Annotated in this window: 17 protein-coding genes; 8 read left to right on the top strand and 9 right to left on the bottom strand. The window is 39.2% G+C overall.

The window, feature by feature from the left end:
- Window positions 1-334: 334 nt before the first annotated feature.
- The 3 genes from folD to K2F26_RS10025 all read left to right on the top strand — a co-directional run bounded on the left by folD (window position 335) and on the right by K2F26_RS10025 (window position 3071).
- Complete coding sequence (gene folD / locus K2F26_RS10035; protein WP_220611843.1) at window positions 335-1213, top strand: bifunctional methylenetetrahydrofolate dehydrogenase/methenyltetrahydrofolate cyclohydrolase FolD; 879 nt, start codon at window positions 335-337, stop codon at window positions 1211-1213.
- Between the two features lie 136 nt (window positions 1214-1349).
- Window positions 1350-2279, top strand: coding sequence for a geranylgeranyl diphosphate synthase CrtE (crtE, locus tag K2F26_RS10030; protein WP_220611338.1), 930 nt, complete (start codon window positions 1350-1352; stop codon window positions 2277-2279).
- Window positions 2280-2615: 336 nt separating this feature from the next.
- On the top strand, window positions 2616-3071 hold the full coding sequence (locus K2F26_RS10025; protein WP_220611337.1) for a divergent PAP2 family protein: 456 nt from the start codon (window positions 2616-2618) through the stop codon (window positions 3069-3071).
- A gap of 181 nt (window positions 3072-3252) precedes the next feature.
- Here the strand turns inward: K2F26_RS10025 and K2F26_RS10020 are convergent, their stop codons facing one another.
- The 4 genes from K2F26_RS10020 to K2F26_RS10005 form a co-directional block, all read right to left on the bottom strand.
- Complete coding sequence (locus K2F26_RS10020; RefSeq protein ID WP_220611336.1) at window positions 3253-3936, bottom strand: hypothetical protein; 684 nt, start codon at window positions 3934-3936, stop codon at window positions 3253-3255.
- Between the two features lie 172 nt (window positions 3937-4108).
- Window positions 4109-4438 carry an MgPME-cyclase complex family protein gene (locus K2F26_RS10015; protein ID WP_220611335.1) on the bottom strand — a complete coding sequence of 110 codons (330 nt, stop codon included), beginning with the start codon at window positions 4436-4438 and terminating at the stop codon, window positions 4109-4111.
- A 63-nt stretch (window positions 4439-4501) separates the two neighbouring features.
- Window positions 4502-5230 carry a SnoaL-like polyketide cyclase gene (locus K2F26_RS10010; RefSeq protein WP_220611334.1) on the bottom strand — a complete coding sequence of 243 codons (729 nt, stop codon included), beginning with the start codon at window positions 5228-5230 and terminating at the stop codon, window positions 4502-4504.
- A gap of 171 nt (window positions 5231-5401) precedes the next feature.
- Window positions 5402-6124, bottom strand: coding sequence for a pyridoxine 5'-phosphate synthase (locus K2F26_RS10005; protein ID WP_220611333.1), 723 nt, complete (start codon window positions 6122-6124; stop codon window positions 5402-5404).
- 232 nt (window positions 6125-6356) lie between these two features.
- Between K2F26_RS10005 and K2F26_RS10000 the strand changes: the two genes are divergently transcribed.
- Window positions 6357-6998: a Uma2 family endonuclease gene (locus K2F26_RS10000; protein ID WP_220611332.1), complete on the top strand. Its 642-nt coding sequence runs from the start codon at window positions 6357-6359 to the stop codon at window positions 6996-6998.
- A gap of 345 nt (window positions 6999-7343) precedes the next feature.
- Window positions 7344-7814 (top strand): tetratricopeptide repeat protein, encoded by a 471-nt coding sequence (locus K2F26_RS09995; RefSeq protein WP_096571058.1) that lies wholly within the window; start codon window positions 7344-7346, stop codon window positions 7812-7814.
- Window positions 7815-7992: 178 nt separating this feature from the next.
- On the opposite strand, the gene K2F26_RS09990 is transcribed toward K2F26_RS09995, so the two are convergent.
- Window positions 7993-8367, bottom strand: coding sequence for a c-type cytochrome (locus tag K2F26_RS09990; protein ID WP_096571060.1), 375 nt, complete (start codon window positions 8365-8367; stop codon window positions 7993-7995).
- A gap of 341 nt (window positions 8368-8708) precedes the next feature.
- On the opposite strand from K2F26_RS09990, the gene petG reads away from it, so the two are divergent.
- On the top strand, window positions 8709-8822 hold the full coding sequence (gene petG, locus K2F26_RS09985; RefSeq protein WP_013191177.1) for a cytochrome b6-f complex subunit V: 114 nt from the start codon (window positions 8709-8711) through the stop codon (window positions 8820-8822).
- Between the two features lie 204 nt (window positions 8823-9026).
- Here petG and rsmD read toward each other — a convergent pair whose 3' ends face one another.
- Together rsmD and hisH are read right to left on the bottom strand one after the other, a co-directional pair.
- Entirely contained in the window at window positions 9027-9584 is a 558-nt protein-coding gene (rsmD, locus tag K2F26_RS09980; RefSeq protein ID WP_096571062.1) for a 16S rRNA (guanine(966)-N(2))-methyltransferase RsmD, read from the bottom strand.
- 83 nt (window positions 9585-9667) lie between these two features.
- Window positions 9668-10303, bottom strand: a complete 636-nt coding sequence (hisH, locus tag K2F26_RS09975) for an imidazole glycerol phosphate synthase subunit HisH (protein ID WP_096571064.1) — start codon at window positions 10301-10303, stop codon at window positions 9668-9670.
- Window positions 10304-10378: 75 nt separating this feature from the next.
- On the opposite strand from hisH, the gene K2F26_RS09970 reads away from it, so the two are divergent.
- Both K2F26_RS09970 and K2F26_RS09965 read left to right on the top strand, forming a co-directional pair.
- Window positions 10379-10954, top strand: a complete 576-nt coding sequence (locus tag K2F26_RS09970; protein WP_220611331.1) for a pyroglutamyl-peptidase I family protein — start codon at window positions 10379-10381, stop codon at window positions 10952-10954.
- A gap of 180 nt (window positions 10955-11134) precedes the next feature.
- Window positions 11135-12493, top strand: a complete 1359-nt coding sequence (locus K2F26_RS09965; protein WP_220611330.1) for a DUF3370 domain-containing protein — start codon at window positions 11135-11137, stop codon at window positions 12491-12493.
- A 205-nt stretch (window positions 12494-12698) separates the two neighbouring features.
- Here the strand turns inward: K2F26_RS09965 and K2F26_RS09960 are convergent, their stop codons facing one another.
- The gene (locus K2F26_RS09960; RefSeq protein ID WP_220611329.1) at window positions 12699-13661 is read right to left on the bottom strand and encodes a hypothetical protein; all 963 of its coding nucleotides are present in this window, start codon (window positions 13659-13661) and stop codon (window positions 12699-12701) included.
- A 26-nt stretch (window positions 13662-13687) separates the two neighbouring features.
- Window positions 13688-14443: a hypothetical protein gene (locus tag K2F26_RS09955; protein ID WP_220611328.1), complete on the bottom strand. Its 756-nt coding sequence runs from the start codon at window positions 14441-14443 to the stop codon at window positions 13688-13690.
- Window positions 14444-14520 lie beyond the last annotated feature (77 nt).

Below are 14520 nucleotides of genomic sequence, written 5' to 3'. Positions count from 1 at the left end.
GGTGACAGGTGACAGTAAAAAGGCAAAAGGCAAAAGGCAAAAGGCAAGAGAAGAAATTTTATCCCACTCCCCAGTCCCCAGTCCCCAGTCCCTCACAGGGGTAGGTTTTTAATATTATCTGTTAAGGCAGGACCTGGAAGACAAGGAGGGAACGTAGACAAGGAAGATTTTATACAAAAAATGGTCTGTTGAGCGTTGCTTGTTGTTACCAATTGTACATTATTTGTACGTATTTCCTTCCTTGTCCTCCAAGTCTTGCCCTCACGACAATGTAAAATACCTACCCTTGTGAGGTCCCCAGTCCCCAGTCCCTAATAACTAATGACTAATGACAATGGAAACAAAAACAGCGAAAATCCTTGATGGTAAAGCATTAGCCGCTAAAATTCAGAAAGAATTAGGTGCTACCATCGCAGAAGTACAACCGAAAATTGGCCGACCTCCTGGTTTAGCAGTGTTGATGGTTGGAGATAACCCCGCCTCAGCAGCTTATGTCAGCAACAAAGAAAAAGCCTGTGCTAAAGTGGGGATTGCTTCCTTTGGTAAACACTTTCCCACCCAAACCAGCCAAACTGAACTAGAAGAAGTCATTGCAGAACTTAACGAAGATGAACGGGTAGATGGAATTTTAGTACAGTTACCCCTACCCAATCATTTGGATGCTATAAGTCTTTTACATAAAATTGCCCCAGATAAAGACGCTGATGGACTCCACCCAGTAAACTTAGGGCGTTTGGTGCGAACTGAGGCAGGTTTACGCAGTTGCACCCCTGCCGGAGTAATGCGACTACTAGAAGAATATAAAATTCCCCTGGTGGGAAAACAAGCAGTAGTAGTAGGACGTAGTATCTTAGTGGGTAAGCCAATGGCGTTAATGCTGTTAGATGCTGATGCTACAGTTACCATTGCCCACTCCCGCACCCAAAACCTAAAAACCATCACCCAAAACGCTGATATTCTTGTTGCAGCAGCAGGTATTCCCGGATTCATCACTGCTGACATGGTAAAACTAGGCGCTGTTGTGGTAGATGTGGGAATAAATCGCGTCACCGATAGCAGTGGTAAAAGTCGTTTAGTGGGCGATATTGATTTTGCGGCAACTGCTAATGTGGCAGAATATATTACCCCCGTTCCTGGTGGTATTGGTCCGATGACAGTTGCCATGTTACTGCAAAATACAGTCTCTAGCTATTTACGGACAAACAGTAACTAAGCAAATTTCAGATTTATGGAATCAATCTAAAATCCAAAATCCAAAATCCAAAATCGAGAAGTGAGTGTTTCTGCTCCTCTACACCGTAAAATTGTCACACATATCACCATAAACCGAAAATTTTAGGAATTGAAGCATGGTAGTAACAGATAACTTGCAAAAGACATCAGAACCAGCCGGGTTTAACCTCGCTGCCTATCTCAAAGAACGACAAAGGCTTTGTGATACTGCTTTGGATCAATCAATTCCTGTCGTTTATCCAGAGAAGATTTACGATGCTATGCGCTACTCCCTCTTAGCAGGAGGTAAGCGTGTACGCCCCATTCTTTGCCTTGCTACCTGTGAAATGATTGGTGGCACTATTGAAATGGCCATGCCAACAGCTTGTGCTGTGGAAATGATCCACACCATGTCTCTAATTCATGATGACTTACCCGCAATGGATAATGATGATTACCGTCGTGGTAAGTTGACAAATCATAAAGTCTACGGCGAAGATATCGCCATTTTAGCCGGGGATGGCTTGTTAGCATTGGCTTTTGAGTTCGTAGCCTCCCAAACCCCCGAAAATGTCCCTACACAAAGAACTTTACAAGTAATTGCCCGTCTCGGTAAGGCTTTAGGTGCTGCCGGTTTAGTTGGTGGTCAGGTGGTAGATTTAGAATCAGAAGGAAAATCAGATATTTCCCTAGAAACTTTGAATTTTATTCATAACCACAAAACAGCCGCCCTCTTAGAAGCTTGTGTAGTATGTGGGGGAATAATCGCCGGCGCATCCCCAGAAGATATACAAAAATTAACTCGTTATTCTCAAAATATTGGTCTAGCCTTCCAAATCATTGATGATATTCTGGATATCACCGCTACTCAAGAACAACTAGGTAAAACCGCAGGTAAAGACATCACAGCACAAAAAGTCACCTATCCCAGCTTGTGGGGAATTGAAGAATCTCGCGCTAAAGCACAACAGCTAGTTGAAGAAGCTTGTGCAGAACTAGAAAGTTTTGGTGAAAAAGCAGTACCCCTACAAGCGATCGCTCACTTTATTATCAATCGCAATCACTAGGGATAATTTTGGATTTTGGATTTTGGATTTTGGATTTTGGATTTTGGATTGCACAATCTCAAATTTAAAATCACAACCACAAAATTGCCAAATTTTAGTTACAAAATCATCCACCACAATCATGTTATAGCGACAGTCAAGGTTGTACTTCATGAACAGATGATAAAACTTAAACACATACAGACTTTAAACTCTGTCACCTGTCACCTGTCACCTGTCACCTGTTATACTGCTGAAGGCTGAAAGCTGAAGACTGAAAGCTGACGGCTAACTGCTAAAAAACTGTTCCTCAACACACAACTGCTGCTCTTAATTCAATCACCTAACCAAAAAACCATGCAGGACATAGGCGACATTTTCAACAACCGGGTGCTACTGGTTGCACTTGTGGCTTGTTTTGTTGCTCAAGGATTAAAACTGATCGTTGAAGTCATAAAACATCAAAAAGTGGATCTGCGTGTCTTAGTGACTACCGGAGGTATGCCTAGCGCCCATTCAGCTTTAGTCACAGCTTTAGCTGCTGGAGTTGGGCAAACCATAGGTTGGTCATCTCCAGATTTTGCTGTAGCTGCGGTATTTGCCATCATTGTTATGTACGACGCAGCCGGAGTGCGCCAAGCAGCAGGTAAGCAAGCTCGCATACTCAATCAGATGATTGATGAATTATTTCATGAAAAACCAGACTTTTTCCAAGACCGTCTCAAAGAACTACTTGGACATACACCAGTTCAAGTCATAGCTGGTTCAATTTTAGGTGTCACCATTTCTTGGTTAGCTAGAGCCGCTTATTAGTAAGGTGACAGTTGACAGGTGACAGGTGACAGGTGACAGGTGACAGTAAGAAGGGAAGAGAGAATAGGTAATTCATAATTCATAATTCATAATAGGTAATAGGTAATGGGTAATGGGTAATAGGTAATTAATTATATTTGTCCCAATCACCAATCACCAATCACCAATCACCAATCACCAATCACCTCACTGTAACAACTGAACGCAATAACATTACTTTTCTACCATCTGCTAACAGGGCAAAAAAGCCATTCTCCGTCAGTTTTTGCAATGTCCTGTATGCCTCTGTTTGGTTGGTAGTATAAACAGCAAGTAGATAGGGGCGTTGTCCATAGGAAACTAAACCAACATTACCTCCTACCGTTCTTTGTACATTGTTGGCTAGTTCCGGGCGGTTGAAATAATCTACCAACACAGCAAAACCTTCTCCCAAGACTCTGGGATTATAACTAACTGTCTGATTTGGTACATTTGCTGATGGGATTATTGCTGGTGTTACCGTTGCTGCTGTTGGTGCTGTTGCTGCTGTTGGTCGAGTCGTAATAATAGCAGACAAGCCAACAACGTTGTTAACATATCTTGCCCAGCGGTTTGCATCATCAATTTTGTTGAAACCACCAACCCGCGTTACTGTTTCATTCAGATATTTACAAGTAACAGTTTTCAATTCAGACGGTAAGGCACTACGTAACTGCTGTTGATTATTAGCTGTGGGACTGACAACTAACAACAGATACTCCCCTACACTCGGAGGTTGACAGGCAGGAATTGTTGTTTGAGATAAAACAGGACTAATACCTGCAATTATAGGAGCTACTGCTAATAATAAAGCACTTGGTAAATAATGAACTTTTGGTAAAAACATTTGGTGTATACCTAATCTCGTATAATTTATAACTTAGTTTCAGGGAATAGGGAATAGGGAATAGGGATCAGGGATCAGGGAACAAGGGGGAAAATACCTCTCCCCTGCAACCCTCCCCCCGCCCCCCTGCTTCTTCTGCCTCCTGCCTCCTGCCTCCTGCCCCCTGCCTTCATTAAGACACAGTTGTTAAAGATGCCAAAGGATTAGGAATTGTTGCCGAAGGAGCTTGAAATTCTCCAGTGATGACATACTCTAAGCGTAATTTTAACCAAGTAATAAATTGAGAATTGGTAGAAATAATTGCTACCGGAGGTTTAGGACACTTAGCTTTATTTGCTGCCATTTCCGGTGCTTCCAGGAAAGCTGGGTTTTTCACTAACCAAAAATCTATCTCTTTTTCTTGTTCGTGGTAGTTACGGGTACGTTCTTTGAGAACTTCCTCTAGAGGTTCTTCTTCTAGTAAAAAGTGTTGACTAGCTAAAACGTAATAGTATGTTGTCATTTTCATCCTTGAGTCACTATCTAATATTTATAGGGTACAGCAGCAGCACTGTACCCTAATAAATTAACTTTTCTTCAATCCCTTAAACCAAGAACCAAAGGGACAACCACTAGCCTTATTTTCAGTGTTTCCAGCATTTTCCATTTTGCCACCTGCTGTCAGTTTCTCTAAAAACAGGTTGTTGTCAAAATAGTGTTCCAAAGAGATAATCTTCAAATCATCGGTAACACGAGCTACACTCATACCGACAATTTCTACTGTTTCCCCTGTGGGTGCAAAGTCTTTATATTGACCGCGAAAATGTCCCCAGTGTCTCCACTTAAATGTAACCACTGGTGGACCTGAGTAAACTTCTAGCAGTTCCCAAGGAAAACCTTGCGGAAAGGTACTATGAAAAAGTTTCGCTGATGATTCAAAAGTTTCTTCTGAAGCTTTGTAATGTTCAGAATCAGCCATAAATGTGTTATAAGTACCCTGGGTGTATACATCTGTGGCTGTAAACTCTTGTCCCCCATTTGTACTGACGCGAAACTTATCCTGCACAACAGCTAACCACTGTTTAGGGTTACTCTTAAAAGATACCTCCATTTCAAAGGTTCTCACTAAATTCTGTACAATAGCTTCTAGTGAACCTTCTGCGTGATTACAGGTACTTTCTTTGGCTAGATTTTCTTTAGAACGGGTATAATCTGGGGGTGTCTGATAGCGCCATTCGGCTTGTTTACTGTACTCAATTACAGTATCTCTATTTTGTACCCAAAGAGGTAGGTTGTTAGGCTGTGTGGAAGTCATAAAAGTTTTACGTTACCAATGTGACTCTAATTTTTCAGAATTACGCAGCTACAACCCCTCTGAGGAGGCAGGAGGCAGGAGGCAGGAGGCAGGAGGCAGGAGGCAGGAGGCAGGAGGCAGGAGGCAAAAATTTTACTTACCCATTACCCATTACCCATTACCCATTACCCATTACCCATTACCCATCATTGCTTGTTTCATCTCTCGGACTGCTCTTTCCATTCCTACCAAGGCAGCCCGACTGATGATAGTATGGCCAATATTCAGTTCTTCCATACCTGGAAGCGCCGCTACTGGGTAAACGTTCCAATATGTAAGTCCATGACCGGCATTGACTCGTAAACCCGCTTTAATAGCTTGTTCACATCCCTGTGCTAATAAAGCTAATTCATGCTGGCGAGTTGTTTCATCTTTAGCTTCAGCATATTTTCCGGTATGCAGTTCAATAAACTTCGCTTGCACCTTGACAGAAGCTTCGATTTGTGCTGGTTCGGCATCAATAAACAAACTCACGGGAATGCCAGCATTTTGCAATTTATCAACTATATCCCCTATTCTAGCAATTTGTCCGACAATATCTAAACCCCCTTCTGTGGTGATTTCTTCCCTTTTTTCGGGAACTAATGTTACATAATCAGGTTTGATATCTAGGGCGATCGCTAACATTTCATCAGTGGCAGCCATTTCTAAGTTTAAATGGGTTCTTACTGTTTGCCGCAACAACCGCACATCTCTATCTTGAATATGTCTTCTATCTTCCCGCAAATGGGCGGTAATGCCGTCTGCACCAGCTAATTCTGCTAATACTGCTGCGGCGATGGGATCGGGTTCTACTGTCCTTCTGGCTTGACGAATAGTGGCTATATGGTCAATATTTACACCGAGTGTAGGCACGCCTGGGTTTCTCCTGGTTCACTGTGTTTTAGATTTTGATTTTAACTAATTTAGGAGATGTGAGCAGGTTGGTGTTAAAAATTTTGGTTATGATTAGGTAAGGAGCAAGAGGATAAAATAAATAATTACCAATTACCAATTACCAATTACCAATTACCAATTACCAATTACCAATCACCAATTATCAATTATCAATTATCAATTATCAACTATCAATTATTAAAGAGGTAATATGTTGTTAGAATTGCAACAAATTATTGTTCATCCAGGCCAACAAATGTTACTCAAAGATATTAGTTGGCAGCAACTAGAAAATATTTTAGAAGAAATGGGGGAAAAGCGTGCTGCGCGTATTTCCTATAGTAATGGATGGTTAGAAATTATGGTGCCTTTACCTGAACATGAAAAAGATAAAGAAATTGTTGGTGATTTGGTGAAAATCTTGTTAGAAATACTGAATGTTGATTTTGAACCCTTTGGTTCTACAACTCTGAAAAATGAGAGAATGCGGCAAGCCGTAGAACCAGATACCAGTTTTTATATTCAAAATCAAGAGGCTGTAATTGGTAAAAATCGAATTGATTTAAATATAGATCCACCACCAGATTTAGCTATTGAAATTGATATTACTTCTCGGAGTCAATTTGAAAATTATCAAATTTTAGGAGTTCCTGAACTTTGGCGATATAAAAAACAAGGTTTAGAAATTTTCTTGTTACAGGATGGGAAATATGTAAAATCTCCATCTAGTCCTAATTTTCCTAATATTCCCATTGTGGAAATAGTTAATGAGTATGTGCAGCAGTGTTTAACTATTGGCAGAAGTCAGGCAATACGGAATTTTAGGAGTTGGGTACAGAAGAATTTACAGTAAAAGGTTGCGTAAATATAGCAACCCCTGAACAGTTACTTTGATTTTGCCCCAATGAGCGATCGCCAGCATTGCCTACATAATTTTTTTAAAAAATAGTATGAATCAATACAAAATATTGCCAGAATTTTTAATCAAGATCGGAGAATACCGTGATGACTATTAACATAAATTAGGAGATAATCTTCTGCACAAGGTAAGAATTCAAAAGTCAAAAGTCAGAATTTTTGATTAATTGCTTGATGAGCAAATAAGTATTTTTGGCGTAATTGTTAAAAAGCTGACTGCTGATGTTTGAATACTTACTGCACAAGTAACTGGCAATATCAACTTACCTATCTCAACTGCATGGATTCTTTATCTATCAATTCTTTACTGGAAGACTTGAAAAATCCTGATGCTTTAGTTCGTGAGCAAGCAACTCGCAAAATTTGGCGCTTCTGGTTTCAGCAAAAGGGTATATATGGGCTAGAAAAGATTGATTATAGTCAAAAACTAATGGATGCTGGGGAAACAGCCAAAGCTGAAGCAGTTTTAACAGAACTTATTAAAACACAACCAGATTTTGCTGAAGCTTGGAATAGACGCGCTTTTTTATATTACAGCATAGGCAATTATCAAAAATCTCTAGCTGACTGTCAAATGGTTGTGCAGCTAAATCCAGTACACTTTGGCGCACTTCATGGTATGGGTTTGTGTTACGCAGCAATAGGAAAGTATGGTGAAGCTATTGAAGCTTTTCAAAAAGCGTTGAAAATTCAACCTTATTCCTTGGTTAACCAGAAATTGATTCTTGAATGTACTCTTAAACTCAGTTGAACATGAAATTTCCAGGAGTCAGGAGTCAGGAGTAAAACCATCTTGTAGTGGTAGTTTTATTATCCATTGATTTACTAAGCAGCCTGTCACAATTTATAACAACATATAAAAACATAAAATAACACTTTTCCCTATTTACTGTTCCCTGTTCCCTGTTCTCTGTTCTCTGTTCCCTTATTCAAAGACCTTCTAAATAACTTAAAAGGTCTGCCATTTCTTGGGCGCTGGGCTGGAATTTGGGCATGGGAGGAGTTTCACCGCTAATAACTTGATGAATCAATCCATATTGAGATTTGCGTTTGGAGACAGCTTGCAAGCTCGGTCCAACGAGTCCATGAGCTTCCCAACCATGACACCCAGCGCAGTTGGTTTGAAAGATAGCCTTTCCCTGTACTGGGTTGCCTGTCAGTGATAAAACATTTTTGACGTAAGGATCAGAGGTTTGAACTATCTGAACACCAAAAATAGTTACGGGTATGGCTATGAGTATGGCCAAAACCGACAAAGTGATCCACTGACTCCAAGTTTCAGTTTTGATAAGCTGGTTATTCAAGAGTTTGCTTTTACAGTCTAGGTGTACGAAAAACTGTAAGCATTCAGCTATCAGTGTTCAGCAGTCAGCTTTTTAACGGTTAAACTAATAATCACTATTTGAGTAACCGCTAGATGAGCAAATCTTCTGACTCCTGAATCCTGACTTCTGAATTCTTACAAAAAAATATTTCATCTTCTACACATAGCTTAAAATTTCTTGATTCTACCTGCAACCACAGATGAAAATTTTTAGATAGTATTTATAATCCAAAAACGGCTTAGGGCGCTGGATTGATGCGGGATTTGGTAAGATTAAAAACGGGAAACGAAACTTGAAAATTTGTAAAGAGGAGATTTACAGTGGTTGAACCCCTACTCTCAGGTATTGTTCTGGGTCTGATTTTCGTCACTCTTAGCGGACTATTTTACGCTGCCTATAAGCAATACAAGCGTCCTACCGAGTTGGGCGGCTAAGGGTTAACAGCTAGTTCTCGTAGGGGTTTAGCAATGCTAAACCCCTAGTCACATATAGGCGTGTGTGTTTGTATATTAATTTTAATATGTCCGCCCAATCACTTACGATATAGCTGTTTAATTAGTAATTGTCCCCAATTACCAATTACCAATTACCAATGACAAGTCTCAACATATATGATAAGTATTCAACCGTAGATGATATCACTCGCTTTCCGATACTTCCATTGTTCTGTAAAAAGTTAGTGCTGTGTTGCCATAAACTTTTTGGCGGCTGATTTCCCAAGTTGGGATGATTGGTGGTGTAAAATTAGGACTATGTTCTACTGCTATTTCCCCTTGAGGATCTAAAAGTTGATAGTGAGCGATCGCTTCTAAAACAGGCTCATATAAACCACTGGCATAAGGTGGATCAAAATATATTTTGTCAAATTTTTGACCTGATAATTTTTTTAATTGTTGCAGGACATTTCCCCGCAATAATTGAAATTTTTGTTCATTATTCGCTATCTGCTGCCAATTTTGTTGAATAATGGCACAGGCTCGACTTGACTGTTCAATTCCTACTACTAAACAGGCTCCCCTACATAAAGCCTCTGCACCCATTGAACCACTACCGGCACATAAATCTAACCAGCGACAATGATCAATTTCTCCCTGCCAAATATTAAAAACGGCCTCCCGTACTCGCGCACTGGTGGGTCTAGTCTCTTGCCCTGGTAAAGTTTTTAACAGACGATTCCCGTAAATTCTTAAACTCATTAATTAGTCATTGATCATTAGTTATTAGTCATTAGTCATTAGTCATTAGACAACTGACGACTAACAAAGAAAGCAAATTTTTATTAAGCAGGGATTTTTTCACGGACTTGAGCCACAAAATTAGATAAAACTTGCAATCCAATATTAGAGGATTTTTCGGGGTGGAATTGAACCGCCATGAGATTTTCATGAGCGATCGCTGCTGTCACAGTTTGACTACCATGAGTCACTGTTGCTGCTCTAATTTGCGGTTCAGTTGGTTCAACATAGTAGGAATGGACAAAATAAACCCAAGGTTGATGGGGTAAATGTTCCCACAAAATGCTTCTTGGTTGAGTCAGTTGCAGTTGATTCCAACCCATGTGGGGAATAGCTATTCCTGGTTCTGGACGAAATCGGCGTACTTTTCCCCGCACTATTCCTAGTCCTGGTTGAGTTCCTTCGGCGCTAGATTCAAATAAAATTTGCAGTCCTAGACAAATACCTAAGAACGGTTTACCAGATGCGATCACATCTTTTATTGGTTGTTCCAAACCACGGGAACGTAAATGTTGCATGGCAGGATCAAAAGCTCCCACCCCTGGCAAAACTATCGCATCTGCTTGTTCTAACTCCTTGGCAGAATAAGTTACTTTAGGAATTGCACCAGCTTTTTCTAAACCTTTACAGACTGAGTGCAAATTTCCCATATCATAATCTACGACCGCAATGACTGGCATTTACTTGCTCCTTGTAAATTTATTAGGGAAGCATTTATATTCTAATTCTAAATAATATTCTAAATAATATTTATTATGCACAAAAAAATATTATTAACTTCTTTTGACACTTGGCTGAGTGAACAACAGTCAAATTCTTCTGATGACTTGTTACTCGAACTAGCCAAAATGGCTGATATCTCTCATGACTTAACTTTTTTGCGACTACTTCCTGTAGATGTTGTCCTTGCCAGTTCTCGCGTCATTGCCAAAATCAATGAACTCAAACCAAATTATGTTATCTGTTGTGGTATGGCTGCTAGTCGGCAAAATTTAAGTGTGGAAGTTGTTGCTAGTAGCGAGTCTATACAGACTACTGATATTTCATTTAGAGATGGTGGGGAAAATTTTGGGATAACAACTTTGCAAACAATTGTTAATGTTGAACAATTAATAGCTGAGACAGCGGCAGTTGAGATTAGTTACGACTGTGGTAAATTTGTGTGCGAAGGTCTTTATTATTCAGTGTTGGACTACTTGAATCAATCTCAACTACCCATTCCTTGTATTTTTGTCCATGTTCCGATTTTGCATCAAGAAAATTTGCTAGACATTCTTGCTGATTTTGTTTTAATCATGAATAATTTGGTTATTTTTGAATCAAGGGAATAGGGAATAGGGAATAGGGAATAGGGAATAGGGAATGGGGAACAGTAAATCATAAACTCCACTCACTAATAACTGTTAACAGTTAACTGTTAACAGTTAACTGTTAACTGTTAACTGTCACCTGTCACCTGTCACCTGTCACCTGTCCCCAGTCACTTATAAATTTTGAATTTTAAATTTCCTATGTTGTCAGCATTACTCGGTTTGACTCTCGCTCAAGCAACTCCAACCGCACCACCACCGGAAGAAGTGGTAATACCTCAAGAGGTGCGAGCTTTACCTGGAAGGTTGGATACTGTTCCAGTATTTAATAGTAATAGTCCAGAATTGGTATTAAAGGAAGGTATTTTACTTTCTACTTTTCCTTCAGAGGATAAAAAAGTACCCACTGCACATTTAAACTTTCCTTTTCAGGGGCGGTTTGATGTTTTTTCCCATCATATTGCTAGAGCAGAACCACCAGAAGATTTACGTTCTCTTTACCACGGGATAATTTTGCATAACCCTGGTAATACACCGGTAACTGTGAATATTTTGCAAGGTGCAAGTTATTTAAGTCAACCAGATGCACCTTTTTTACCATTAGATTCTTTTATTCCTAATGATGCGGGAAATGTGTTTTCTGGACCAGGTAGTAGGGTGATGTCTGATATTTTGAGAGGGAGAAGACAAAATATTTTCCCAGCGCAAATAGTCCTTCCTCCTGGGGAAAGTCAGATGTTATTAAATTTACCTATTCCCGTGCGAGAATTGACACCACCTTTAAATGGTCGTTCTACTTATATGCGTTTGCGGAGTAATGGGACGGTGTATGCTGCTAGTTTAGCGATGTTTGCAAAAACTAATGCTGATGGTAGTGAACGAGCGCCAACTTTAGCAGAATGGGAAGATTTATTAAATAATGGTGATTTATCAACACCGAGAGATAAAACCCCGACTCCCATAGAGGGAACTGGTAAACCTGCTATTTATGGAAGGGTTGCAGGTGTGTCCCGTGGGTCACAATGGCGATCGCTTTTAACAGATAATTCTAACAGCAGGTATTTAACTATTCCTGAACCCGGTCAAGCTTTTTCCTATCCTTTAAGTACACTGCACGGAGGAACTTTTGGCACAGGTCAAATTCAAACAGCACCGATGTTAGTGCGTTATCCTGATACAGCTTATTTTGCACATGGTAATTATGGTGTTCAATATAGTTTAAAATTGCCTTTATTGAATAATTCTCAAAGTGCAAAAAATGTCACTGTATCTCTGCAAACTCCCATCAAAGAGGAGCAGTTAACAAAGTCTGGTTTAAGGTTTTTTACCACACCTGCGCGTCAGGTTTTCTTTAGGGGTACTGTGCGGGTACGTTATCGGGATGAACAAGGTAAACCGGCGACTAGGTTTGTACATTTGGTGCAAAAAAGAGGTGAACCTGGTCAACCTTTAGTTTCTTTAAAGATGAAACCGGGGGATAATTCTTGGGTAGAAGTTGATTTTCTTTATCCTCCTGATGCTTCTCCTCCGCAGGTTTTGACTGTTGCGACGCAGGAGTAAGTTAGGTGACAGGTGACAGGTGACAGGTGACAGTAAATTCATTACCTATTACCTATCACCTAATTTGTCTGAATCAGGATTTACAGGATTTCAGGATTTACAGGATGAAAGGATTTTTGGTTTTTTGATTTAGAAGATTCTGGTAATATTCTGATTGAGACAAACATCAATCAATAATACTCAAAAATCACAGCTAACGATTGTCTTATATGCCTAGAGGTAATGATAATTGAACTCCAGCCGCAAGTCGTCGTCTTTCAGCTTCCGCTTTTAGTCTTTTGTCTGCCTTTTTTATATTTTCAATGACTGGTATTGGCTCAGGTTTATGATTTGGCATATATAAATCTAAGGCTTTATGTACTGCCTTTACTGGATGAATATTATGATAGCGAATTTGATTTGCTGCTAGTTTAATCAAGGCTGAATAGTTCATTAATGGACGAGTATCATAATAATCTCTAATAGCAGCACTTTTAGAGAGGTTATTTTGTTCCTTTATTTCTCTTGCGTTTATTCCTTGTAAACATTTATTGAGAGCCTCATTGGTATCTGAATAAATTTTTCTAGATAAACGTAAACTATTTTTGTTAAGCCAATATTTTACAGCGGACATTAGTTCTGGGTGATCTTCCAGTTTTACTATCTGTCTGACAGCATATCTTCCTTTATGTATCTCAAATTCCTTCTCAAAGTCATCATGTATAGGATAGTCATACTGAGGTTTCCAACCTGTTTTCTGATGAATAAAAACTCGCATTCCTAAATGTTCAATTAATTGGAGAGCTTGTTGTGCTTTAACATTACCTCCTGGTTTTCTAGGGTTAGAGTATTGGGCGTAATATTTAACTATGGCTGCACAAAATCCATCTTCAATTATATCTCTACCTTGATTATCAACATATCCGGGAAGTGTTAAACTACATCCAGCAAAAACTTTCAAACAAGGAGGTAAATCATTATTCTGAGGATCAGATTTTCTAACATTATTAATCCATGTACTCACACTTGCTTGACTTTTACCTACAAATCTAGCTAAACCTCTGTGAGACATTCCTGATTGTCCCGTCTTTTTCACTGTAAAATATTCTGCTCCGTCGTTATCAAATCCGCGTAGTAAGTCTTTAGAAAAGTCTTGTTCATTACCTGACTTCTTTAAAAGTTGTGCCATAAAATAATACTCCAAGCTAGAAAAGTTTAAGAATTAACTAAAGAATTTGTTCCGTTAAATTGGAACTTTGAGTGATTGAGGATATCAATTGATTTTTGAGATAACTCTGTATTATTTGTTTCCGAGAACTGTGGAGGTAGCAAGAAATAGTCTGAGTCACCCATTTTTGTGAGTCTTCCTTCCTTAACACCTCTATTTAATTCTGCCAACAAAGAATTTCTTGCTCTTGCCAATTCATCTGGTGAGGAAGTCTCAAAAATCATGTCTGTCAATTGATCAATATGTAATCCTCCTGGATAATTAGATAAAATTTGTGTAGTTATTTTAACGTATCCTTTGGTTCTTTTGTACTGAATACGTTTCATATCTTTGGGAAGGCGAAAATTTTTGATTGTCTGCTCTTGGTTTGAATATGTATCACCAAGAGAAGATTCTGTACCAGACAAACCTTGAATAGTTTCCTGATAATCTTGGTGACTCATTTCCTTTCCATGAGTAGCAATTAAGCTGTCAATAGTAGACTGTATTTTCTGGGCTAAAGCCTCCATAATAGATGCTTCTATTTGAGCCTTAGCAGCAACTTCCCTTAGTCTAGAGGCTTCTTGCTCTGTTTCAGCAAGTTTATTTTGTAACAATGAGAGCAGTAGATTGTTATCCATAACAACCATTATACACGATCTTGAAAATCTTGCAAGATTTTTTAAAATTAGCATTTTACCTGGATTAGCAGGTTTTTCTTGGTTATCTTGGAGGTAAATGTGATTATTGTTCAATTCTTGCAAGGTATTTGCAGTTTTGGGAAGGTCTTGTAAAAGAATTATCAGACTTACCAAAATAGCGATCGCCTAAATTATCCTAC

Origin of the sequence: Sphaerospermopsis torques-reginae ITEP-024, assembly GCF_019598945.1 — a bacterium.
Taxonomy (GTDB): domain Bacteria; phylum Cyanobacteriota; class Cyanobacteriia; order Cyanobacteriales; family Nostocaceae; genus Sphaerospermopsis.
Note: the sequence above shows the minus strand (reverse complement) of the source record. Positions and strands in the feature narration are given on the sequence as shown.

Coding starts and splice junctions, on each gene's coding strand:
- K2F26_RS10025 (WP_220611337.1), top strand. CDS start 2,616: ATGCAGGACATAGGCGACATTTTCAACAACCGGGTGCTACTGGTTGCA.
- K2F26_RS09995 (WP_096571058.1), top strand. CDS start 7,344: ATGGATTCTTTATCTATCAATTCTTTACTGGAAGACTTGAAAAATCCT.
- K2F26_RS10015 (WP_220611335.1), bottom strand. CDS start 4,438: ATGACAACATACTATTACGTTTTAGCTAGTCAACACTTTTTACTAGAA.
- K2F26_RS10010 (WP_220611334.1), bottom strand. CDS start 5,230: ATGACTTCCACACAGCCTAACAACCTACCTCTTTGGGTACAAAATAGA.
- rsmD (WP_096571062.1), bottom strand. CDS start 9,584: ATGAGTTTAAGAATTTACGGGAATCGTCTGTTAAAAACTTTACCAGGG.
- K2F26_RS09960 (WP_220611329.1), bottom strand. CDS start 13,661: ATGGCACAACTTTTAAAGAAGTCAGGTAATGAACAAGACTTTTCTAAA.
- K2F26_RS09970 (WP_220611331.1), top strand. CDS start 10,379: ATGCACAAAAAAATATTATTAACTTCTTTTGACACTTGGCTGAGTGAA.
- folD (WP_220611843.1), top strand. CDS start 335: ATGGAAACAAAAACAGCGAAAATCCTTGATGGTAAAGCATTAGCCGCT.
- K2F26_RS10020 (WP_220611336.1), bottom strand. CDS start 3,936: ATGTTTTTACCAAAAGTTCATTATTTACCAAGTGCTTTATTATTAGCA.
- K2F26_RS09965 (WP_220611330.1), top strand. CDS start 11,135: ATGTTGTCAGCATTACTCGGTTTGACTCTCGCTCAAGCAACTCCAACC.
- hisH (WP_096571064.1), bottom strand. CDS start 10,303: ATGCCAGTCATTGCGGTCGTAGATTATGATATGGGAAATTTGCACTCA.
- crtE (WP_220611338.1), top strand. CDS start 1,350: ATGGTAGTAACAGATAACTTGCAAAAGACATCAGAACCAGCCGGGTTT.
- K2F26_RS10000 (WP_220611332.1), top strand. CDS start 6,357: ATGTTGTTAGAATTGCAACAAATTATTGTTCATCCAGGCCAACAAATG.